Below are 21916 nucleotides of genomic sequence, written 5' to 3'. Positions count from 1 at the left end.
AATGAAAGGTTTCAGCGTAAGTTCGTCCGGCTCTTCGCTGCTTGCGGGGCTTGCATTCGCGCAAAAGAAAGGCGTTAATAGACAAAACGAAATAAAACGAAAGGTTCAACTAAAGGATTTCTTATGAGTAACACCGAGTCCTCTGCAGACAAGCGCGTTATTGGCACCAGCGAAAGACGTGAGCAGATCATCCAGCGGTTACGGCAGCAGGGAAGCGTTCAGGTTAACGATCTTTCCTTATTTTTTGGCGTCTCCACGGTCACTATTCGCAACGACCTCGCCTTTCTGGAAAAGCAGGGGATTGCGGTACGTGCCTATGGCGGAGCGCTAATATGCGAGAGCAATGCGCCTGTTGTGGAGCCTTCTGTAGAAGATAAGAGTTCACTTAATACGGCAGTAAAACGCAGTATTGCCAGAGCCGCCGCAGAGTTAATTCAACCGGGACACCGCGTGATCCTTGACTCCGGCACCACGACCTATGAAATTGCCCGCCTGATGCGCCAGCATACTAATGTCATTGCTATGACCAACGGTATGAATGTCGCCAATGCGTTATTGGAAGCCGAAGGGGTTGAGCTGCTGATGACCGGCGGTCATTTGCGTCGTCAGTCACAATCGTTTTATGGCGATCAGGCTGAGCAGTCGCTACAAAATTATCACTTCGACATGCTGTTTCTTGGCGTTGATGCTATCGATTTAGAGCGTGGTGTTAGCACGCACAACGAAGATGAGGCGCGTCTCAACCGCCGGATGTGTGAAGTGGCTGAACGTATCATTGTCGTTACCGACTCGACGAAGTTTAACCGCTCCAGCCTGCATAAGATCATTGATACCCAGAGGATCCATACCATCATTGTTGATGAAGGCATCCCTGAGGAGAGCTTGCAGGAACTACGCCGCAGCGGTGTTGAAGTGATCATTGTTGAGTAGTCCCGCTCTAAAATTCAAAAATGTGATCCCTTTCAATTAAACAAAAACAAACCATAAGCGAGCTTTTTTAGTAGCTCGCTTTCGTTTTTTCGCATGCTTCCCGCCTCTTTCTCGCATCTTACCCATTTTGAGTCTTTTCATTTTTTCGGTTTTCTTCGTTTCGATTTGCTAAAACGAAAGAAAATAGTCAATTTTTGTTAAATTCAACGCTGGGCCAGTGCGCACAAATTCACCTTATTGCTTCTGATGTAATATATTCAAAAGAAAACGAAAGTGCTAAAGCGCTAAAACAAAACAACATGAATATTTGATGGAGCAATAGAAATGCTGGATAACTTAAGACGTCGCGAGCAAATAATTGATCTGCTATGCGATCAGGGTAGCGTTCGTGTCGAGCCACTGAGCGTCCATTTTGGTGTGTCATCGGTTACGATCCGCAACGACTTACGTTATCTGGAACAGAAGGGATGTGTCATGCGCTCCTACGGCGGGGCGGTTCTCAATCAGCACTTTGCCCTTGACCGGCCTTTGCAGGATAAGGACCGGCTGAATCGCGATGTGAAAACGCGTATTGCCGAAAAAGCGGCCAGCTTTGTGAAAGATGGTGACACGTTAATCCTCGATTCCGGTTCGACCACCACGCTCATTCCTCCTATGTTAAAAAATCGCCGCGATCTGGTGGTGATGACCAATGCGCTCAACATTGCATGGGAACTGGCGAATTTTGAGCGCGTAGACGTCATGATTCTGGGAGGGAATGTCAGGCAAAGCGTCTATTCATTGTATGGCCCTTCAGCAGAACACCAGCTTAGACAATACCGGTTTGATAAGCTTTTCTTAGGCGTTGACGGATTCTGCCTGGAAGCGGGTATTACCACGCCACATCCGGGAGAAGCACATTTGAATCAGGTAATGTGTGAAGTTGCGCAGGAGGTCACGGTGGTCGCTGACTCCAGCAAGTTTGGCCGCAAAAGTTTCTGTATGATTAGCGAAATCAGCGGGATTGACCGGGTGATTACCGACAGCGGGATCCCAGAAAATTACCACCGGACGTTAATCCAGCTTGGGGTGGATGTGGTGATTGCGGATGAATAACTGAAATTGCTGGCGAGTTTCCCCCGCCAGCAGTTTTTTAGTGGGTCTGCGTACCCTGTTCAACCAGCAGCAATGCGGCACCGCGAACCCCGCTGGATGCGCCATGGATGGCCGGGAATACGCGGGCAGGTTCTAATCCCGGGAACAAATAACGTGACATGGCCTGCGGCAGCAACGTATAAATCTCTTCGATGTTGGAAACCCCACCGCCGAGAACAAAAGCATCGACATCCAGAATCAACTGCAATTGCGCCAGCGTACAACCCAACATATCAATCCATGCTTCTATGGTAGTAACGGCGCTGGCATTGCCATGACGATAATGCTCCAGCAGGGTCTCCATTTTGAGTTGTTCTCCGCTGAAGTGTTTGTGGAGCCACAGTAAACCGGGGCCGGATTGATAGCGTTCCAGACACCCTTGTAAGCCACAACCGCACTTCAGTTCCGGTAAATGATAACGACGCATAAACGTTGCCGGAAGCGGTAAATGGCCAAATTCACTGGCCATTCGGTTGCGACCCCGATACAGCTGACCGTCAATGACTAACCCTCCACCCATGCCGGTGCCAATAATGGCACCAAAAATTCTGGAGAACTGGCGAGCCTGCTGGGTATGGGCTTCCGAGAGTGCAAAACAGCAGCAATCATTGTCCAGTTCAACCGAACGATTGAGGCGGTGGGCCAGATCGTTCATCACCTGGCGTCCAGTAAGGCAAGGCACGTTAGATGACAGTAGTTTTCCGGTATGTCTGTCCATAAGACCGGGCATGCCGATGCCAATTTTTCCTTGCGTTCCTGTCGCCCAGTCGGCGGTATCAATAAGTGAAGTAAAGGTCGAAAGAAAGAGTTCATAATCCTGAACTGGCGTGGCAACGCGCTTACGCCAGCAAACCTGCATTTCCTTATCAAAAGCGACAATTTCAGTTTTGGTTCCACCAATATCAACACCGTAAAACATGCCTCATCTCCTCCGGCTTCACAGCGTAACCAGACTGTTTTCCTTGCGAGCGCGTTCTGCGGCAAAGACCATTAAGTGACTTTCCAGTGACTCATCCGGGCCAGAAAGGATCATATTTTGATCGTTGGCCATCACTGCATGGATAAAACGATCCATCAGGTAGTAATCGCCACCACCATGTCCCCCCATCTGGGTTTGTGTTCCAGCGGCGATCTCCTCGATCTGATGCACTGTTTCTTTGTCTGTCAGGAAATCAAACACCCGGATCTGCTCGCCATCGCCTTCCAGATAACCTCTGGTGCCAAACAGGCGCGTTTTTCGATCTTCCATTTTGGTAAATGCGGTCATGGTAAAGGTCACCGTCTGCTGGTGGGCAAAACGTAAGTTAACAACCTGATGATCCACCACATCATTATCACAACGATAAACGCAGCGACCATAAGGCCCATCGCGCAGCGCCTGGCGGACATTTTCTTCGCTGGGATCTGCAGTCAGCACCCGACGGAAGTGAGGAGTGCATTTGTGGTTTTCACCCAGATAAATTTTGCAGGCAGACCAGGGGCAGGTTGCTTCAACCTGACAATCAAGGCAGCGGTCGGCGGCGCCAGCAGGCTGATTCTCTTTCACAAAGTGGCTCAGGCTGCCAAATGATCCTACGTCCTTGCAGTTGTCGCCCATGATGTAGCGGATCCAGTCCAAATCATGACAGGATTTCTGTAATAACATAAATGACGATTCTGCTTCATTGCGCCAGTTACCACGTACAAACGAGTGCGCCTGATGCCAGTAACCTACGGGTTCGAGATGCTGCATACTGACAATATCGCCAATTACGCCATCATCAAGCAGTGATTTCAGCTTTTGCGTATAGCGCGTGTACCGCAGGACGTGCGCGACGGCCAGTAATACGTTGTTGCGTTTAACCGCATCAATAATGATCCGGCAATCTTCTGGCGTAGGGGCGAGCGGTTTTTCCAGCAGAATGTGATAGCCGAGATTGGCAAACGCCACGGCAGGATCTTTGTGCATATTATCCTGCGTACAAATAAGTACTACGTCGGCCATTTTGGGTTGGGCCGCAGCCTCTTGCCAGTCGCAAAATACGTTATTTGGGGCAATCTTATGCTGTGCGACAAACTGCTGGCGATACGCCTCTCTGGGCTCAGCAACGCCTACTACCTGCATTCTGTCTGGGTGTTCAAGCGCATAGCGAGCATATATTTCTCCGCGCGCACCGGCTCCTACAACTAATACGGTCACTTTATTCGCACACATATAAACCTCTCATTTTTCACTTAGCCTGAATAACGGTCAGGCCAAATTTTCTTCATTTTTTTTATCAAACAAAAAGGCGGCTTCCAGATTAAATTTCACTTTGATAGATTCGCCGGGCAGAGGGGCCCAGTCGGGTGAGGAGTTAATACGTAAGATCATATGTTGCTCACCAATATCAAAATGCAGAAGGTCTTCGTTGCCCATCCTTTCTACGTTGGTAATGTGCGCATCGAACGCAGAGACGTCATGCTGCGAGGCTAACTGAATGGCCTCTGACCGGATGCCGAACCAGACGCTGGAGTGCGGATATTGCTCCAGTAGGTTACTCAAGCGTGTATTTAATGGCAGGATTAAATTATCAGCCAGGCGCAGACCACGAGTGCCGGGTTCAATATCAAGCAGCATAATATTCATTGCCGGATTACCAATAAAACCAGCAACAAATTTATTCCTGGGGTGATGGTAGATATTTCCTGGGGTATCCACCTGCATAATACGACCGCCATTAAGAACGCAAATCCTGTCTCCCATCGTCATCGCTTCAATCTGATCGTGCGTGACGTACACCATGGTTGCGCTCACGCCTTCGTGACGCAGTTGTCGATGCAGTTCTGTCAGCCGCACGCGCATTGAAACACGCAGCTTTGCATCCAGGTTGGAAAGTGGCTCATCAAACAAAAAAACGTCTGGCTTACGCACGATGGCCCTGCCAACGGCAACGCGCTGACATTGACCGCCCGAAAGTTGGCCGGGCTTTTTATCGAGTAATGTCTCTATTTCCAGCTTGTGTGCAGCTTCCCGTACGCGGATATCAATCTCTTCTTTGCTCATTTTCCCTAACAGACTGAATGCCATATTTTTATAAATCGTCATGTGGGGATAGAGGGCATAATTTTGGAAGACCATGGCAACGCCTCGCTCCTTTGGTAGCAGGTCGTTGACGCACTTCTCTCCGATTGCGATATGACCATGAGTGATATCTTCCAGACCTGCAATCATGCGCAGCAGCGTTGATTTGGCGCAGCCTGATGGCCCGACAAACACCATGAATTCGCCATCGTGGATTTCAAGATCAACGCCATGGATCGCCTGGAAGCCATTGGGATAGACTTTGCTTACTGCCTGTAATTGAATACCTGACATAACACTGCCCCTTATCCTTTAATTCCGGCACCAGCGATGCCGCGAATAAAATAGCGCTGGAAGAAGATATAAAGTAACAACATCGGGATAATCGCCAGCAATGCGCCCGCCATTAACATCGGATATTCCACGCCTGAGCGTCCGGAAAGTGAGGCTAACCCCACCGGTAATGTCATTTTATCCATGGAGGTGTTGACGATCAGCGGCCACATTAAGTTATTCCAGCTCCACAATCCGTTAATAATGACGCAGGCAATCAGCCCTGGTTTAATTAATGGCAGCATAATTTTGAAGAAAATAGTCAGATGGTTATACCCATCCATAATGGCTGCCTCTTCCAGTTCTTTAGGTACTGACAGAAAAAACTGACGCAATAAAAAGGCGCTATATATGCTGAATAAACCCGGTAGCACCAGTCCAGGAATTGAGTTCAGCAAACCGATTTTTTCAACGGTTAAAAACTGTGGGATTAAAAAGATCTGACCGGGCACCATCAGAATTGAAATACACAGCATAAACAGGACATCTCGCCCTTTAAAACGCAGTCGGGAGAAACCGTACGCTGCCATTGCCGCAATCAGCGTCTGCAAAATGACGATGACCAACGTGGAGACGATCGAGTTAAAGTAAAAGCTGCCAAAAGGCATTTCATGCAAGATTTTACCGTAAGCCTGAAACCCTGGGTTGGCAGGTAGCAGGATCGGCGGAAAGGCGATGCTTTCTGCCTGGGTTTTAAAAGAGGTGATGATCATCCAGATGAAGGGAACCACAGTTACCAGCGTCGCGAGGATCATCAAGCCGTAAATTAGCCATTTTTCACGTTTAGTCATGAACATCGTGGTTGCCTCACTGTGCTTTAAGTCGTTTACCAATCCATATTTGCAGCAGCGTCAGGACCATCGTGATAACGAAAATCACCACGGCGATCGCTGAGGCATACCCTTTTTCATGGTAGATAAAGGCGTATTTATAGAAGAGATAGGCGATAGTCATCGTCTGATCGTCCACCATGGATGAACTGCCAAACAGCAGATAAACCACATCGAAAATTTGCAGCGTTTCGATAAAAGAGATCACCAGTACGAAAAACAACGTGGGGATCATTAGCGGTAAGGTAATAGACCAGAATCCACGCAATTTGCTGATGCCATCCAGCGACATCGCTTCATAAATTTGTTTGGGGATCCCCTGCAATCCAGCGAGCAGAATGATCATCTTCAGCGCAATAGCCGACCAGATGATAACCAACGAGGCGCTCAGGCGGACGACATCGGGATCGGATAACCAACCGATGGCCGGAAGATCGAAAAAGGCCAGGATCTGATTAATTAAGCCGAAGTTTCGGTTCATCAACCACTGCCAGACCATAGCAATAGCCGCAGGCATAGTGACAGCGGGCAGAAATAACAGCGTGCGAAACAACCACTGACCGCGAATCGCCTGATTCAGGCCAATTGCGAGCAGTAATGACAAAACGGTGATTATTGGTACGCAAATAAAAACATAGGCCAAGGTGTTATATATTGCTGAACGAAACTCATCATCGCTGAATAAATTAATATAGTTATCTAAGCTGATCGTCGTCCAGATCTGAAACTCTCCCAGGTCAGTGAAACTATAAAAAACGTTCTGGAAGAATGGAGTAAAGTAAAAAACAATTAACCCCGCCAGTAACGGCATAATCATTATCCATCCCCAGAAGCGTTCTTCTTTTTCCAGCTTGGTCAGGGATTTTTTTTGCACTTCTCTGGCCGGTAATTGTGGGGATGCAGCTTCATCTGAATAGCTCATACAGACTCCGGGGTACTCACTGTGCAACCAAAATATATTGCGCGGGCGAAAGCGAGAGGGAGCATGGCTCCCTCAGGATTATTTCTGCATTTCTCGTTCAACGCGTTTAGCAACACCAGGCATGACTTTCTCTGGGTCAGTACCCGTCCACACTTTTTTCAAGCCATCATTCAGAATGCTGTTCCACTTAGCGGTATTGGAGCCCGCGGTTGGATATTTATGTGAGAAAGCCAACGAATCGATATAGGCTGAAACATCAATATCCTTAAAGCCTTCAGCCCACTCTTTGGCCACTTTTTGGTTAGCGGGGATCACGACTTTTCCCGTAGCCAGAGTCTGCTGCGCATGCTCAGAACTCATGAACTCAATGAACTTCCACGCCGCATCTTTATGCTGACTTTTGGCTGACATAGCAAATGCCAGACTATGGGATACACCTGCCTGCTCTGCCATTTTTGGCATTGGCACTACGCCGATGTGATCTTTAATCAACTCGTTTTGAGAGAAGGGTAATGCCCACCATGAGCCTGCGTAGACCATGGCTACCCGGTTTGACTGGAAGACGTCTGAGGCTTCCATCTCGCCTGGCGGTTGGATTAGTCCCGCGTTCAGCATGCCTTGAACATCGCGATAGACGGCGATAGCTTTGTCATTGGCAACATCCGTTTTGCCCTCAGGTAGTACAATCTTATCCCCGGCCTGTAATAGCAGGTTAAAGTAACTATCCTGTCCGCTGCTGAATTCCATTGCCAGTGGATAAGACTGTTTATCCAGCCCTTTACGTAACTGATCTGATTTTTGTTTTAGATCGTTCCACGTCCAGTTTTTATCGGGATAACTCACACCAGCCTGATCGAACATTTTTTTGTTGTACCAGACGGCAATTGCATCAATATCCCTTGGGATGGCATATTGTTGCGACTGGTATTGGTAGGCATCGACTGAGCTTTTAACAAAATCATCCAGTTTCGGCGCTGATTTATCTTTCAGATAACTACTTAGTGGTTCCAGCATGCCATTTTTCACATATTGCTGGAAATTAGGCATGTTCATCCAGAATACATCCGGTGCTACATTTCCACCGACTGCTGAACTGAGTTTGATAAAATACTGGTCATAAGGAGTTAGTTCAATTTCGACCTTAATTCCGGGGTTGTCTTTTTCAAATTCATTAACGAGCTGTTGTTCGCCAGGGAGTTGATTACGGTCCCATAACGTGTAGCGTAATTTAACAGGCTTTGCGTCCGACTGGCCTCCAGCACTCGCGAAGACAGGAGTTGCCAGTAAACAGGAAATAAGACAAGCCAATGCGACATTATTTTTATTCAGGGTATACATAACTTCCCTCTTTATTCAGGTCAGAATGCTTATGAGGTAAATTACAGGAGCCTATGAATAATCTGTTTTACACCGGAGAAAGTCAAAGCAGTAAAAAAGAGGGGATTATCGCATTAAAACAAGGTCGTCTTTCGGTAGGTTTCTCTTTTATCAAAACGAAAATATAACGTAAAACAATGGTGGTATTATTTCTTTTAATTTCATGTCGTTAGGTTCATTTGGTAGGTTTGAATCGAAAAAAATAGATGTTTAAAAAAACCTCTTAAAATGCGAACGTTATCACTATATTTGTTGAAGCATCGACATCAAAAACGGGGACAAATCCCCGTTTTTTCGTTGGCTTTCGTTTCGATAATCAGGTCACTGGCGCCGGGTTAAACACCGCCAGCTGGTTATGCAGTCCCCACTGATCTGAGAAGGTTTTCTTACGTCCGCTGGCGACGTCGAGAATAAACTCGAACAGTTTCAGACCCACGTCTTCAATGGTTTCTTCTCCGGTAGCGATGGTACCGGCGTTGATGTCCATCAGGTCAAACCAACGATTGGCCAGCTCGGTGCGTGTCGCCATTTTAATCACCGGCACGGCCATCAGGCCATACGGCGTACCGCGACCGGTGGTAAAGACTTGTACTGTGATCCCGGAAGCAACCTGTTGCGTACCGCAGACAAAATCGCTGGCGGGGGTGGCAGCGTAAATCAGGCCACGTTTGGTTGGACGCTGGCCCGGCGACAAGACTTCGACAATCGCGCTCTTGCCCGACTTCGCAATAGAACCCAGCGCTTTTTCTACCACGTTTGCCAGACCGCCTTTCTTGTTGCCCGGTGATGGGTTGGCGCTCCGGTCAGTCTTGCCCATATCCAGGTAGTTATCGTACCAGGCCATCTCTTCGAGCAGGCGTTTACCCACCTCTTCGTTAATCGCGCGCGGGGTCAGAAGGTGGATGGCATCGCGCACTTCAGTTACTTCGGAGAACATCACTGTCGCGCCGCAACGTACTAACAGGTCGGAGGCATAACCTACCGCTGGGTTGGCCGTCACGCCGGAAAACGCATCGCTGCCGCCGCACTGCATGCCGACCACCAGTTCTGATGCCGGGCAGGTTTCACGCTGGCGCTGATTGAGCTTTGCCAGATGGCGTTCGGCCACCTGCAAAATATCGGCAACCATCGATTGAAAGCCGACGTGTTTTTCATCCTGCAGGCTGACGATGCTGGCGCTGTCGACCGGAATGCTTTTTACATCGTGCGTACCTTCCAGTAGGCGCTCTGGCTGCAGTTTTTCACAGCCGAGGCCAATGATCATTACCTCACCGCCAAAGTTAGGGTTCAGCGCAATATTATGAATAGTTCGAATGGGCACGATGGCGGCTGGAGCGTTAATCGCCACGCCGCAACCGTACAGATGATTGAGCCCCACCACACCGTCAACATTCGGGTATTTGGGCAGCAGATCGCGTTCAATGATTTTCACCACATAGTCCACCACGCCCGCCACGCAGTGCACGCTGGTGGAGATGCCGAGCAGGTTCTTGGTGCCAACGCTACCGTCAGCATTGCGGTAACCTTCGAAGGTATAACCCTCGAGAGGCGGCAGCGGCTCAGGCACTTTAGTTGCCAGCGGCAGCGTCTCCAGCGGCGGAGCCTTGGGCAGCTCAACCATTGATTCATCAATCCAACTGCCGCGTGGGATATCGCGAACGGCATAGCCTATCACTTCGCCATAACGCACGATTTCGCCATGAACAGGAATATCCACGAGCGCCACTTTATGACCCTGGGGAATATGTTCAATGAGTTCCAGTCCGTCCGGAAAACGCGTTCCGGCTTTCAGACCATTGTCATTGACAATTATCGCCACATTATCTGTTTCGTGAACTTTAATATAAAACGCCGTTGGCGATTCTTGTCTAATTTCGATGTCGGCCATTGTCCAGTATTCTCCAACAAGTGGTGATAATAGTGTGGATATTTATATTTTGAATCTCATTGTCAGTAATAAAGATTCGGTATCGTGAAATAAGAATGTCAGGAGTTTATCGTGAAGAATGTGACAATGATCACTTAAACTCAGCAAGACCGCACCAGCAGGGGTAGCAATACGTAAATGTGTGGATTAGCGCCCATGCATGTGTGCATATGCCCAAAAAATTATTTTCATGACGCATGTTTAATGAGCGCTTGCACAATGATTAACGTTGCACTGCTGATTATACTAAATCACGGTTTCATTGCGTCTGATAAATTATTATACGTTTTTATTATCGGTGATTTATCACCAGGGATATCTGCCAAATAATAATAAAAACTTTTATGTACCCGAGGTAATTAGAATGATACTGGATACAGTTGTCGAGAAAAAGAAAGGTACGCACACCCGTTACTTAATATTGCTAATAATATTTATTGTTACCGCCGTTAACTACGCGGACCGTGCCACGCTATCTATTGCTGGCACGGAAGTGGCGAAAGAGTTGCAGCTCAGTGCTATCTCAATGGGTTACATTTTCTCCGCCTTCGGTTGGGCTTACCTGTTGATGCAAATCCCTGGCGGCTGGCTGCTGGATAAGTTCGGTTCGAAGAAAGTCTACACTTACAGTCTGTTCTTCTGGTCGCTGTTCACCTTTCTGCAGGGTTTTGTCGATATGTTCCCGCTGGCCTGGGCGGGTATTTCAATGTTCATCATGCGTTTTATGCTGGGCTTCTCGGAAGCACCGTCCTTCCCGGCGAACGCCCGTATTGTGGCCGCCTGGTTCCCGACGAAAGAGCGCGGTACGGCATCTGCGATTTTTAACTCCGCACAATATTTCTCCCTGGCGCTGTTTTCGCCGCTGCTGGGCTGGCTGACCTTTGCCTGGGGCTGGGAGCACGTCTTTACCGTGATGGGCGTGATCGGTTTTGTGCTCACCGGCCTGTGGGTAAAGTTTATTCATAACCCAACCGATCACCCGCGTATGTCGCAGGAAGAGCTGAAGTTTATCTCTGAAAACGGCGCGGTCGTGGATATGGACCATCAAAAGCCCGGCGATGTGAAATCAGGTGGTCCTAAACTGCATTATATCAAGCAGTTGCTGACCAACCGCATGATGCTTGGCGTGTTCTTCGGACAGTATTTTATCAACACCATCACCTGGTTTTTCCTTACCTGGTTCCCGATTTACCTGGTACAGGAAAAAGGCATGTCGATCCTGAAAGTCGGTCTGGTGGCGTCGATTCCTGCGCTGTGCGGATTTGCCGGTGGTGTACTCGGCGGTGTGTTCTCTGATTATCTGATTAAACGTGGCTTCAGCATCACTTTGGCACGTAAGCTGCCGATTGTGCTCGGAATGTTGCTCGCGTCGACCATTATTCTGTGTAACTACACCGATAACACCACTCTGGTGGTTGCGCTGATGGCGCTGGCGTTCTTCGGCAAAGGATTCGGCGCGCTGGGTTGGCCGGTGATCTCCGATACCGCACCGAAAGAAATAGTCGGTCTGTGCGGTGGGGTATTTAACGTATTTGGCAACGTAGCCTCTATCGTCACTCCGCTGGTGATTGGTTATCTGGTGAGTGAGCTGCACTCATTTAATGCTGCGCTGATGTTTGTAGGGTGTTCGGCGCTGATGGCAATGGTTTGCTACCTGTTTATTGTCGGTGACATTAAACGTATGGAATTGCAGAAATAAACAAAGGTATAGGCGATGAATAACACGATTTTCCCGAATAAGTTTAAAGCGGCCCTCGCGGCGCAACAGATTCAGATTGGCTGCTGGTCTGCATTGGCCAGCCCAATCAGTACCGAAGTTTTAGGCCTGGCGGGTTTTGACTGGCTGGTACTGGACGGCGAACACGCGCCGAACGATATCTCGACGTTTATCCCGCAATTGATGGCGCTGAAAGGCAGCGCCAGCGCGCCGGTCGTACGCGTACCGACCAACGAGCCGGTGATTATCAAGCGCCTGCTGGATATTGGGTTTTACAACTTCCTGATCCCGTTCGTTGAGACACAAGAAGAGGCGGTAAACGCCGTGGCGTCGACCCGCTATCCGCCTGAAGGTATTCGCGGCGTGTCCGTCTCCCATCGCGCCAATATGTTTGGCACCGTACCGGACTACTTTGCGCAATCGAATAAGAACATCACCATCATCGTGCAGATCGAAAGTCAGCAGGGGGTTGATAACGTTGACGCCATCGCGGCGACCGAAGGCGTAGACGGTGTCTTCGTCGGCCCAAGCGATCTGGCTGCGGCGCTAGGCCACCTCGGCAATGCGTCACATCCTGATGTGCAGAAAGCTATCCAGCACATTTTTGCCCGCGCGAAAGCACATGGCAAACCAAGCGGAATTCTGGCCCCGGTAGAGGCGGATGCGCGTCGTTATCTGGAGTGGGGCGCGACCTTTGTTGCCGTTGGCAGCGACCTTGGCGTGTTCCGTTCAGCCACGCAGAAACTGGCTGATTCTTTTAAGAAATAACCACCATCGACAGTAGAGAGAGATAAAGACATGACAATGAAAGTTGGTTTTATTGGCCTCGGTATCATGGGTAAACCAATGAGTAAAAACCTCCTCAAGGCAGGTTACTCGTTGGTGGTTGCTGACCGTAACCCGGAATCCATTGCGGAAGTCATTGCCGCAGGTGCAGAAACCGCCGCCACGGCGAAAGATATTGCTGAGCAGTGCGACGTGATCATCACCATGCTGCCGAACTCTCCGCATGTTAAGGAAGTGGCGCTGGGTGAAGGCGGAATTATTGAAGGTGCGAAACCGGGCACTGTGCTGATCGACATGAGCTCCATTGCACCGTTGGCCAGCCGTGAAATTAGCGAGGCGCTGAAAGCGAAAGGCGTGGATATGCTGGATGCGCCGGTCAGCGGCGGCGAGCCAAAAGCGATTGATGGTACGTTGTCGGTGATGGTTGGCGGTGATAAAGCGATTTTCGACAAGTACTACGATTTGCTGAAAGCGATGGCTGGTTCAGTGGTACATACCGGTGACATTGGCGCGGGTAACGTCACTAAGCTGGCGAACCAGGTGATTGTGGCGCTGAACATTGCGGCGATGTCTGAAGCGCTGACGCTGGCGACCAAGGCGGGTGTGAACCCGGATCTGGTGTATCAGGCGATCCGTGGCGGGCTGGCGGGAAGCACCGTACTGGACGCGAAAGCGCCGATGGTCATGGACCGCAACTTTAAGCCAGGTTTCCGTATTGACCTGCATATCAAAGATTTGGCGAATGCGCTGGACACTTCTCATGGGGTCGGCGCGCAGTTGCCGCTGACTGCTGCAGTCATGGAGATGATGCAGGCACTTCGCGCAGATGGGCTGGGCACCGCCGATCACAGCGCGCTCGCATGCTACTACGAAAAACTGGCGAAAGTGGAAGTCACACGCTAACAAGAAGGGCGCGGATGTGCGCCCTGTATTTCTTGCCTTGCGCGGCACAGTCAGGCTACATAACTATGAAAATCGTAATTGCCCCAGACTCTTATAAAGAAAGTCTATCTGCCACTGAGGTCGCTCAGGCAATAGAAAAAGGATTTCGGGAAATATTTCCCGATGCGCAATATGTTTCAGTTCCGGTGGCCGACGGCGGCGAAGGAACGGTCGAAGCCATGATTGCCGCCACGCAAGGGAGTGAATATTCCGCGTGGGTAACGGGGCCGCTGGGCGAAAAAGTGAATGCCTGCTGGGGCATGTCCGGAGATGGTAAAACTGCGTTTATCGAAATGGCGGCAGCCAGTGGTCTGGCGTTAGTACCTCCTGATAAGCGTAACCCGTTAGTCACCACGTCACGTGGTACCGGGGAATTGATTTTGCAGGCGCTGGATAGCGGGGCGCAGAGCATTATTATCGGCATTGGCGGTAGTGCAACCAACGATGGTGGCGCGGGTATGGTGCAGGCTCTGGGCGCGAAACTTTGCGACGCTAACGGGACAGAGATTGGCTACGGGGGCGGTAGTCTGATGAGCCTCAACAGCATCGACATTTCCGGTTTGGATCCGCGATTAAAAACCTGCTCCATTCGCGTGGCCTGCGATGTGACCAATCCGCTCACAGGTGATACTGGCGCTTCGCGCATCTTCGGCCCGCAGAAAGGGGCGACGGAAGAACGCATTCTCGAACTGGACCGCAATCTTTCTCACTACGCCGACATCATTAAAAAATCGCTGCGGGTAGACGTGAAGGATGTTCCCGGGGCGGGGGCTGCCGGTGGTATGGGCGCCGCGTTAATGGCATTTTTAGGCGCGGAGCTGCGCAGTGGGATAGAGATTGTGACTCAGGCCCTCAATCTGGAAGAGCATATTCACGACTGTACGCTGGTGGTGACCGGCGAAGGACGCATCGACAGCCAGAGTATTCACGGCAAAGTGCCGGTTGGCGTGGCGAATGTCGCGAAGAAATACTACAAACCGGTAATTGGTATTGGCGGCAGCCTGACGCGCGATGTGGAAGTGGTGCATCAATATGGTATCGATGCGGTGTTTAGCGTATTGACCAGCATCAGCACGCTGGAAGAGGCCTTCCGTGGGGCATTTGATAATATTTATCGCGCTTCAAGAAACATCGCCGCCACGTTAGCGATAGGAATGCGCAGTGCGGGGTGACATTACCCCGCAAACCCTCTATACTGCGCGCCGAAGCTGACCAGACAGTCGCCGCTTCGTCGTCGTCCTCTTCGGGGGAGACGGGCGGAGGGGAGGAAAGTCCGGGCTCCATAGGGCAGGGTGCCAGGTAACGCCTGGGGGGGAAACCCACGACCAGTGCAACAGAGAGCAAACCGCCGATGGCCCACGCAAGTGGGATCAGGTAAGGGTGAAAGGGTGCGGTAAGAGCGCACCGCGCGGCTGGTAACAGTCCGTGGCACGGTAAACTCCACCCGGAGCAAGGCCAAATAGGGGTTCACAAGGTACGGCCCGTACTGAACCCGGGTAGGCTGCTTGAGCCAGTGAGCGATTGCTGGCCTAGATGAATGACTGTCCACGACAGAACCCGGCTTATCGGTCAGCTTCACTCTTTATAAAACCCCGCTTCGGCGGGGTTTTTGCTTTCCGGATAAGCCAGATGAATGACTGTCCACGACGCTATGCTCAAAAGAACGCGGCTTATCGGTCAGCTCCACTCTTTATGAAACCCCGCTTCGGCGGGTTTTTTGCTTTCCGGATAGGCCAGATGAATGACTGTCCACGACGCTATACTCAAAAGAACGCGGCTTATCGGTCAGCTTCACTCTTTATAAAACCCCGCTTCGGTAGTTTTTTATTTTGTATAATAGTAATTTGGTACGACAATAAATAATCTCCCTTTTCTAACTTAATTTTTCACACTTAATTAAGTGTGATGTGTTAAATTAATTATATCGTTTCTAAGTTTCCGTAATGCTATAAAATAATCTTTACCATCATCATGATTAACCAGACATTCATTGAGTTTCGATGAAATCCATGATAAAGATGTTTGCTCAACTTTTTCATTATTCAGATATTTCAAAAAGAATAATATATCAGCACATTCTATAAAACCATAGTTTCTGACAATATCCATAATGTATTGTTTATGCATTAAATAACCTCTTCTATTTTTAGCTATACTACAGGAATAAAATAATCACAAAATATTGTACCTGGACATGCTGTATCTATATATTTTAAAATCTCAATGTCTGATCCCTCTCGTCTTTTCAATCTAAGTTTAGGAAGTAAATAATAATAAACGCTCCTTGGGAAATATATATATTCATTGAGGCTGCCATTAAATGAAAATTTTATATACTTACCATCTTCAGATGTGAATTCCTCATCGGTTGATATCAAAAGATCATTTTTAGCGTGAAAACCTAAGAATGAGTTAACGATCAAATGGCGATCTTTCTGAGCGTGAGGAGAAAAAGTGCTGCTTATAAATAAATCTGAATGATATTTCATCATGATATCAATGATCTTTTGATATCTGATGATGGTTTCCTTTTCTCTAATGAAATACATTTGCTGCTCAAAGCTAAAGCGGTATCCATGATATTTTTTTGATTCTAAAATGCAATACTCGAATTTTATATCAGGTACATTTTCTGGCTGAATTGGAAGTTGTAAAGATTTAAAATCCCACTCTCTGGATTTTCGATACTGGCGAGGTGAATATCCGAATAATTTACTGAACTCTCTGCTGAAGGATTGCTGTGAATCGAATTTCAATTGATATGCGATATCCATTATCTTGAGGTTTGTTAATCGTAGTAAAAAAGCAGCGCGACAAAGTTTTCGTTGTCTAATATATTTTGCTGGAGTTAAGTTTGTATACTGCATAAATATGTTTGATAAGTGTCTAATAGTATATCCACTAATATTCTCAAGTGTTGAGCTACAGATCTTTTCGTCGATGTTATCCTCGATCCAATGGATGATATCAGCAAGCAATTTCTTTTTCATAGGCTCCTGGCTAAACAAATCTTAATTTAAATAATGCCAAAAATAAAATTTTTCTTGAAATTTATTCAGTAATAAATGACGGGTGTGAGTATTGATTAGATTTTTCCAATTATTGATGCTCATAGTATTAGATGCGATTATTAACGAACTTTCGTCCAGTATGATTTTTTTCTTGCTGTTTTACGCAATGTAAAGTGTGATATAAATAATACAGCCATGAGCTCGCCTGCTAATTTATTCATTGTTAATTGATGATTGATTAATATAAATTCGAGATTTGATGGTTATTATAATACATGCAAAATTAAGGGGGGTTAAGTTTGAGCTATAGAATTAGTCATAAGAGCTATAATATTATAGCTTCGGTGTGGACATGAATTTTTCTCTTTCGACTAATACAGTTTTGTTGCAGATTGATCAGGGTTAGCAAAAAGATACAACATAGAATTGCAAATCTGTCGTATCTTTTGTTATCACTATTCTTTGCCCAAAAGCAAAGCCTTCACGATTTGAGCAACGGTAGCGCCATACTTACCTGGAGACGTTTCTCCTGTCCCATTGTTATTTAAAATGTATTTACCATTAACATAGAATGATGGTGTGCCTTGAACCTCAAAACTTTGGGCGGCGTGTATCTGTTTTTGTGTTAGCGCTTTAACCACAAAACTGTCTTTTGCTGCATCGTATTCTGTGGCTGAAATTCCTGCGTCAATAAATACCTGGCGAATATCTTCTTCATTGCGCAAAGATTTTTTATCCTGTACGGCAATAAATAGAGGATGCTCAACCTTATCTGTTACTCCTAATGCCATTGCAACCGACCACGCTGTTGTCAGATTTTGTCCCAGACTACCCATTGCGCCAACATGGTACTTTTCAACTTTTGTCCCTTCAGGTAGTACCTGGTTTATGGCCTCACTCACTTTATATTCACGAGAAAATGCCATGCAGGGTGGACAATAGAACGAAAAAAACTCGACTACCATAGGTGCTTCTTTAACTGGTCTTCCCATTCGTGAATATTGTTGACCTTCCGCTACAGGAAAAGCGCTAACGCTAAAGGTACAGAATGCCAGAACAACAAAGGATAATATTTTTTGTATCATGTTTGCTCTCATATCGTTAGTATAAATGTGTGAAAATAATAGATTTTGCATTAGAACGAACAGCATATTTCTATTGAGACGGCACTAAGATGTGGTGTATTCATATGCGTAGTAATTTGCATCTTCCCGTGTGATACCATTAAGAATAACGCCTTTCACGTTTATTCCATTTTGCTCAAATTTTCGCAGGCATCGGTTCACCTGTTGCAAGCTATCCTGATTTGCGCGCGTAACTACCAGACAAGTTCCTGCCTCGTACCCAGCGATGATTGCATCCGCAACCGCGAGAACTGGAGGGCTGTCGACGATCACCATGTCATATTCATTGTTTGCCCATTTCAATAGCTGCTTAAATCGCTCGTTCGCCAGAAGATCCACAGGACTAGAAAGTAATGTTCCACGGGTAAGTATGTCGAATTGGCCTTTCAGGCAATATTGAATACTTTCCGTTAATGTTGTGTTTCCACTTAGAAAATCAGAGAGGCCATTTTTGTTCTCAACGTTGAATAAAATATGGGTGTATCCACGCCGCATATCGGCATCAATAAAAAGTACGCGCTGGCCGGACTGAGCAATAACAGCCGCAAGGCTGCTGCTGATAAATGTTTTACCACATCCCATTGTTGCGCCAGAAATCATCAGCACTCTGTTCGGTGTCTCCTTCATGATAAAATGCAGTGTGGTACGCAATCCGCGAACAGCTTCTATGGAAATATCAGCTGGTTCTTCAAATGCCAGACAAAATCGTGGCGACGTATCTCGTCGGAAGAAGTTAACGATTGAAGACCTTTGCTGATGCCGATATTTTTTTTCCAGAGATTTAGACACCGGCACAGTTGCCAGCACATGAACTCCCGCATTTTCTAATGTTTCTGATGATTCGATCCCACGACGCAGGGCTACGCGAGCAATAGCCAGACCCGATGAACTGATCAGACCAAGCATCGTCCCAAGCATGATAATCAATGCTTTTTTAGGTTTGACAGGTGAAGGCCAGGTCACTGCGGGATCGATAATGCGTACATTCCCCACGTTGCTGGAGCGGGAGATGTTGAGTTCCTGCTGACGGCTTAGAAGCTGTAAATAGATCTCTCTTCCTGTTTCAACATCACGGCTCAACTTCAGAACTTCTTGTTGAGTGGATGGCATTGCAGATATACGCTGGTTAAGTTTGTCCTTTTCCTGCACCAACGTTTGGCGTTTATCGAGTAATGCGCGGTAGGCTGGGTGGCTTTTCTTATAAAGTTGCGAGATCTCTGCTTCCCGGAAGGTTAACGCGTTGAGTTGGTTCTCTACGTTCACCATCTGTTCAAGTACCGTTTTTGCTTCCAAATTGAGATCAACAGAATCCTGTTGCTGTCGGTAAACGTTAAGTTTGCTTTCAGCATCATCCAGTTCAGACTGCACTTTCGGCAACTGGCGTTGTAAAAAAGCCAGGCTGTTGGCGTCGCGGGCCGCCTGACGATTGATATTCTGCTGAACGTAGTTGTTCATTACCGTATCGAGAATGCGTGCGATTTCATTTGGGTTATGTCCCGTGATACGAAGTGCGATCATTCCGCTCTCTTTACCCTGTTGGGACACGTCAATTTGCAGTTGCAAATTGCTAATAGCTTCCAGTTTACTTATTTTACGGAGCTTGAATCGAGAGCCAGGGACAGCATGTATGTTGCTAACTTCAATGATGATATTCTCTTTCTTCAGTCGCTCTCCAACCTTACCTTCTAAAGAAAAGTTTGTTCCTTGTAGATGAAATAATCCCTTCTCTTGCACTGTAAGAATAACCTCCGAGTTTTGATCGTTAGTCTGCGGCAAACTGAGATCTTGTATTGTAATTTCTGCTGATGATTCTCCCTTCAGCTTAGCCCAGAGGTATCCTGTGACAGGAAAATAAATTTGTTCCGATTGTATTCTTAGATTAAGGTCATCAACTGTTTTTCCCAGAATCATTCGTGATTTAAGCAACTCAATTTCAGCTGATACAGCAGATGTGTCGGTTGGTAAAATATTCTTCAAGCGGTTCAAAAATGCCTGATTTTGCTTTTGCTCAACCTGAATTAGGGCATCTGCTTGATACACTGTGGGAGATAAAAAAGTGTATAGTGATGCAGCCAGGGTAAAGGCGATGGTTATGCAGAGGATTATTTTCCATTGCAAAAATAAAATATGCAGTAGCTGGATAAGATCCAATTCTTTTTCCGCCGAGGAAGTGCGCGGATATTTCGAATTCTCATTCAAGATTAAACTGTCCTTTTTTACACCAGATGTTGGGCCCATCTTTGTGCACCCAGTTCCAGTTGTTGAAACACATACTCATAAACATCATGACTTTTTCGATAAGGGTCGGGGATTGCTTGTTTACTGGACCAATAGCTGAATAATAATGTTTTGCCTCTGGCTTCTGGCGCCATTGATGTAACAAACGTAATATGCTTTGGTTCCATCGCCAGGATAAGCCCGGAGTCACGTAGCATTTCCAGGGTGACATTTCTCGCGATGTGTCCGCTCAGTGACACGCCATGTTCGAACGCCACTGCCGCGCTCATGTTTTCCGCCGGATGCCCATGATGGGCATGGATCCCGGCAGAGGTGACAGAAATTGTTGGTGGCAAAAATTGGCATAGTAAGCGTTCTGCAATGACCGAACGGCAAATGTTCCCAGTACACAGCACCAATATCGATGTGAAATTTATCGGGCCCATGTTCTGATATACCGCGTGGTTTCAGTCAAATCGCGCACACCAACAATGGTGGGCAGTAACTGTGATATAACCCGATTCCAGCGTGCCAGAGGCGCTGTCGTTACGTAGACGATATCGTATGGTTCCAACTGGAATTCGGTACTGAGTACCATTGCGGAAGCATCCTGAGCATCCAGTTGATAAATGTTGGCTATTTTGCCATCGGGCTTTCCTTTCAACGCCCGAATCACGAAAATACCGGTTGCATCTGAGCTCTCTTGCTTCATACCTTCGGCATTTCCCAGCGCTTCTGCCAGCGTCATTCCACTTCTGTCCATTTTGAGGGTGGCTTGTCTGCCGACCTCACCCATGACAAAAACTTTCAAATCATCATTACGGGGTATAAATAAAATGTCACCAGGATGAAGCAGACGGTTTTGCGTCAGATCACCGCGCTGTAATAGTGCATATAAAGAAAGGTGAGATTTCTGTCCATTATGGGTGAGAGTGACATTTCGCCAGTCGGCGTCTGCAGTCAGACCACCTGCAGCGTTGACTGCATCCATTACCGTAAGTGGAATATTGGTAACAGGTAGCACACCTGAACGCATCACTTCGCCTGTAACGTATATTTTCTGTGAGCGGAAGGCGGCAATACTGACATCTACCTGTGGGTTCTCGATAAATGCATTCAGGCGGGTAGATATGGCGTCGCGAACTTCATTTAAGGTTTTACCTGCCACATGCAGGCGCCCGACGTAAGGATAAAAAATAGTGCCGTCAGCACTGACCCAGTTGCCAGTATCACTGGCACTACGATATTGGCCCGCTGGCGTAGTCAGCTCCGGATGATCCCAGACGGTAACCATTAAGACATCACCCACACCGATACGATAGTTATAAGACAGCAACTGTTTTTCTAATTGAGGGTTTGGACGAGAAACGATATTAGCCGGACGCAGTGTGTCGACAAGTCCGGGAGTCAGCATAATAATATTGATCCTGTCATTCAGTGCATCACGATTGTGCGGCAAACCAGTGCCATTTTTCCCCTGAACAGGGAGCCCTTGTCCTGGCAATATCGTACATCCGGAAAGCAGTATCATTGTGCCAAAAATAATAGGGCACATAAAATGTTGTCTGTTCATATTATCTCAAGTCGAACGGTTTCAGACTTTCGTTAAAATTCATAGCCTAA

Annotated in this window: 18 protein-coding genes and 1 other RNA gene; 7 read left to right on the top strand and 12 right to left on the bottom strand. The window is 47.5% G+C overall.

The genetic code is table 11. From position 1 onward, the window contains the following. Positions 1–123: 123 nt before the first annotated feature. Both OGV71_RS20115 and agaR read left to right on the top strand, forming a co-directional pair. Positions 124–930, top strand: a complete 807-nt coding sequence (locus tag OGV71_RS20115) for a DeoR family transcriptional regulator (protein WP_003024922.1) — start codon at positions 124–126, stop codon at positions 928–930. Positions 931–1254: 324 nt separating this feature from the next. Next, complete coding sequence (agaR, locus tag OGV71_RS20110; RefSeq protein WP_003024920.1) at positions 1255–2025, top strand: transcriptional repressor AgaR; 771 nt, start codon at positions 1255–1257, stop codon at positions 2023–2025. A 37-nt stretch (positions 2026–2062) separates the two neighbouring features. Here agaR and OGV71_RS20105 read toward each other — a convergent pair whose 3' ends face one another. The 7 genes from OGV71_RS20105 to garD all read right to left on the bottom strand — a co-directional run bounded on the left by OGV71_RS20105 (position 2063) and on the right by garD (position 10457). Continuing rightward, positions 2063–2983, bottom strand: a complete 921-nt coding sequence (locus OGV71_RS20105; protein WP_003840003.1) for an ROK family protein — start codon at positions 2981–2983, stop codon at positions 2063–2065. 18 nt (positions 2984–3001) lie between these two features. Beyond that, the gene (locus OGV71_RS20100; protein WP_003840006.1) at positions 3002–4258 is read right to left on the bottom strand and encodes a Gfo/Idh/MocA family protein; all 1257 of its coding nucleotides are present in this window, start codon (positions 4256–4258) and stop codon (positions 3002–3004) included. Positions 4259–4294: 36 nt separating this feature from the next. Continuing rightward, positions 4295–5401, bottom strand: coding sequence for an ABC transporter ATP-binding protein (locus OGV71_RS20095; protein WP_032938308.1), 1107 nt, complete (start codon positions 5399–5401; stop codon positions 4295–4297). Between the two features lie 11 nt (positions 5402–5412). Continuing rightward, positions 5413–6237: a carbohydrate ABC transporter permease gene (locus tag OGV71_RS20090; protein ID WP_003024907.1), complete on the bottom strand. Its 825-nt coding sequence runs from the start codon at positions 6235–6237 to the stop codon at positions 5413–5415. A 10-nt stretch (positions 6238–6247) separates the two neighbouring features. Beyond that, positions 6248–7192: a carbohydrate ABC transporter permease gene (locus OGV71_RS20085; RefSeq protein ID WP_003024905.1), complete on the bottom strand. Its 945-nt coding sequence runs from the start codon at positions 7190–7192 to the stop codon at positions 6248–6250. A 78-nt stretch (positions 7193–7270) separates the two neighbouring features. Further along, the gene (locus tag OGV71_RS20080) at positions 7271–8530 is read right to left on the bottom strand and encodes an ABC transporter substrate-binding protein (RefSeq protein WP_204583245.1); all 1260 of its coding nucleotides are present in this window, start codon (positions 8528–8530) and stop codon (positions 7271–7273) included. A 355-nt stretch (positions 8531–8885) separates the two neighbouring features. Then, positions 8886–10457, bottom strand: coding sequence for a galactarate dehydratase (gene garD, locus OGV71_RS20075; RefSeq protein WP_204583246.1), 1572 nt, complete (start codon positions 10455–10457; stop codon positions 8886–8888). 403 nt (positions 10458–10860) lie between these two features. On the opposite strand from garD, the gene garP reads away from it, so the two are divergent. The 5 genes from garP (at position 10861) to rnpB (ending at position 15522) form a co-directional block, all read left to right on the top strand. Continuing rightward, a complete protein-coding gene (garP, locus tag OGV71_RS20070) occupies positions 10861–12195 on the top strand; it encodes an MFS transporter (protein WP_204583247.1) in 1335 nt (444 codons plus the stop codon). A gap of 15 nt (positions 12196–12210) precedes the next feature. Then, complete coding sequence (garL, locus tag OGV71_RS20065; RefSeq protein WP_003840018.1) at positions 12211–12981, top strand: 2-dehydro-3-deoxyglucarate aldolase; 771 nt, start codon at positions 12211–12213, stop codon at positions 12979–12981. 30 nt (positions 12982–13011) lie between these two features. Beyond that, positions 13012–13902, top strand: a complete 891-nt coding sequence (garR, locus tag OGV71_RS20060; protein ID WP_003024889.1) for a 2-hydroxy-3-oxopropionate reductase — start codon at positions 13012–13014, stop codon at positions 13900–13902. Positions 13903–13967: 65 nt separating this feature from the next. Further along, positions 13968–15113: a glycerate 2-kinase gene (garK, locus tag OGV71_RS20055; RefSeq protein WP_204583248.1), complete on the top strand. Its 1146-nt coding sequence runs from the start codon at positions 13968–13970 to the stop codon at positions 15111–15113. A 32-nt stretch (positions 15114–15145) separates the two neighbouring features. After that, an RNA gene (rnpB, locus tag OGV71_RS20050) (RNase P RNA component class A) lies at positions 15146–15522 on the top strand. Between the two features lie 569 nt (positions 15523–16091). Here the strand turns inward: rnpB and OGV71_RS20045 are convergent. From OGV71_RS20045 to OGV71_RS20025, 5 genes are all read right to left on the bottom strand, one after another. Continuing rightward, entirely contained in the window at positions 16092–16931 is an 840-nt protein-coding gene (locus OGV71_RS20045) for a helix-turn-helix domain-containing protein (protein WP_286533931.1), read from the bottom strand. Positions 16932–17407: 476 nt separating this feature from the next. Next, positions 17408–18037: a DsbA family protein gene (locus tag OGV71_RS20040; protein ID WP_286533929.1), complete on the bottom strand. Its 630-nt coding sequence runs from the start codon at positions 18035–18037 to the stop codon at positions 17408–17410. 84 nt (positions 18038–18121) lie between these two features. Further along, a complete protein-coding gene (locus OGV71_RS20035; RefSeq protein ID WP_374115215.1) occupies positions 18122–20278 on the bottom strand; it encodes a polysaccharide biosynthesis tyrosine autokinase in 2157 nt (718 codons plus the stop codon). A gap of 14 nt (positions 20279–20292) precedes the next feature. Continuing rightward, positions 20293–20739, bottom strand: coding sequence for an arsenate reductase/protein-tyrosine-phosphatase family protein (locus tag OGV71_RS20030; RefSeq protein ID WP_286533925.1), 447 nt, complete (start codon positions 20737–20739; stop codon positions 20293–20295). Beyond that, a complete protein-coding gene (locus tag OGV71_RS20025; RefSeq protein ID WP_286533922.1) occupies positions 20727–21866 on the bottom strand; it encodes a polysaccharide export protein in 1140 nt (379 codons plus the stop codon). Before OGV71_RS20025 ends, OGV71_RS20030 begins: the two co-directional genes overlap by 13 nt. Between the last annotated feature and the right edge of the window lie 50 nt (positions 21867–21916).

The sequence above is a fragment of the Citrobacter sp. Cf088 genome (assembly GCF_030334295.1).
GTDB lineage: Bacteria > Pseudomonadota > Gammaproteobacteria > Enterobacterales > Enterobacteriaceae > Citrobacter > Citrobacter freundii.
This window is presented reverse-complemented; position numbering and strand designations above follow the sequence as displayed.

Excerpts from the sequence above, each read along its gene's own strand:
- OGV71_RS20115 (WP_003024922.1), top strand. The coding sequence starts at position 124 with ATGAGTAACACCGAGTCCTCTGCAGACAAGCGCGTTATTGGCACCAGC.
- agaR (WP_003024920.1), top strand. The coding sequence starts at position 1,255 with ATGCTGGATAACTTAAGACGTCGCGAGCAAATAATTGATCTGCTATGC.
- OGV71_RS20105 (WP_003840003.1), bottom strand. The coding sequence starts at position 2,983 with ATGTTTTACGGTGTTGATATTGGTGGAACCAAAACTGAAATTGTCGCT.
- OGV71_RS20100 (WP_003840006.1), bottom strand. The coding sequence starts at position 4,258 with ATGTGTGCGAATAAAGTGACCGTATTAGTTGTAGGAGCCGGTGCGCGC.
- OGV71_RS20095 (WP_032938308.1), bottom strand. The coding sequence starts at position 5,401 with ATGTCAGGTATTCAATTACAGGCAGTAAGCAAAGTCTATCCCAATGGC.
- OGV71_RS20090 (WP_003024907.1), bottom strand. The coding sequence starts at position 6,237 with ATGTTCATGACTAAACGTGAAAAATGGCTAATTTACGGCTTGATGATC.
- OGV71_RS20085 (WP_003024905.1), bottom strand. The coding sequence starts at position 7,192 with ATGAGCTATTCAGATGAAGCTGCATCCCCACAATTACCGGCCAGAGAA.
- OGV71_RS20080 (WP_204583245.1), bottom strand. The coding sequence starts at position 8,530 with ATGTATACCCTGAATAAAAATAATGTCGCATTGGCTTGTCTTATTTCC.
- garD (WP_204583246.1), bottom strand. The coding sequence starts at position 10,457 with ATGGCCGACATCGAAATTAGACAAGAATCGCCAACGGCGTTTTATATT.
- garP (WP_204583247.1), top strand. The coding sequence starts at position 10,861 with ATGATACTGGATACAGTTGTCGAGAAAAAGAAAGGTACGCACACCCGT.
- garL (WP_003840018.1), top strand. The coding sequence starts at position 12,211 with ATGAATAACACGATTTTCCCGAATAAGTTTAAAGCGGCCCTCGCGGCG.
- garR (WP_003024889.1), top strand. The coding sequence starts at position 13,012 with ATGACAATGAAAGTTGGTTTTATTGGCCTCGGTATCATGGGTAAACCA.
- garK (WP_204583248.1), top strand. The coding sequence starts at position 13,968 with ATGAAAATCGTAATTGCCCCAGACTCTTATAAAGAAAGTCTATCTGCC.
- OGV71_RS20045 (WP_286533931.1), bottom strand. The coding sequence starts at position 16,931 with ATGAAAAAGAAATTGCTTGCTGATATCATCCATTGGATCGAGGATAAC.
- OGV71_RS20040 (WP_286533929.1), bottom strand. The coding sequence starts at position 18,037 with ATGATACAAAAAATATTATCCTTTGTTGTTCTGGCATTCTGTACCTTT.
- OGV71_RS20030 (WP_286533925.1), bottom strand. The coding sequence starts at position 20,739 with ATGGGCCCGATAAATTTCACATCGATATTGGTGCTGTGTACTGGGAAC.
- OGV71_RS20025 (WP_286533922.1), bottom strand. The coding sequence starts at position 21,866 with ATGAACAGACAACATTTTATGTGCCCTATTATTTTTGGCACAATGATA.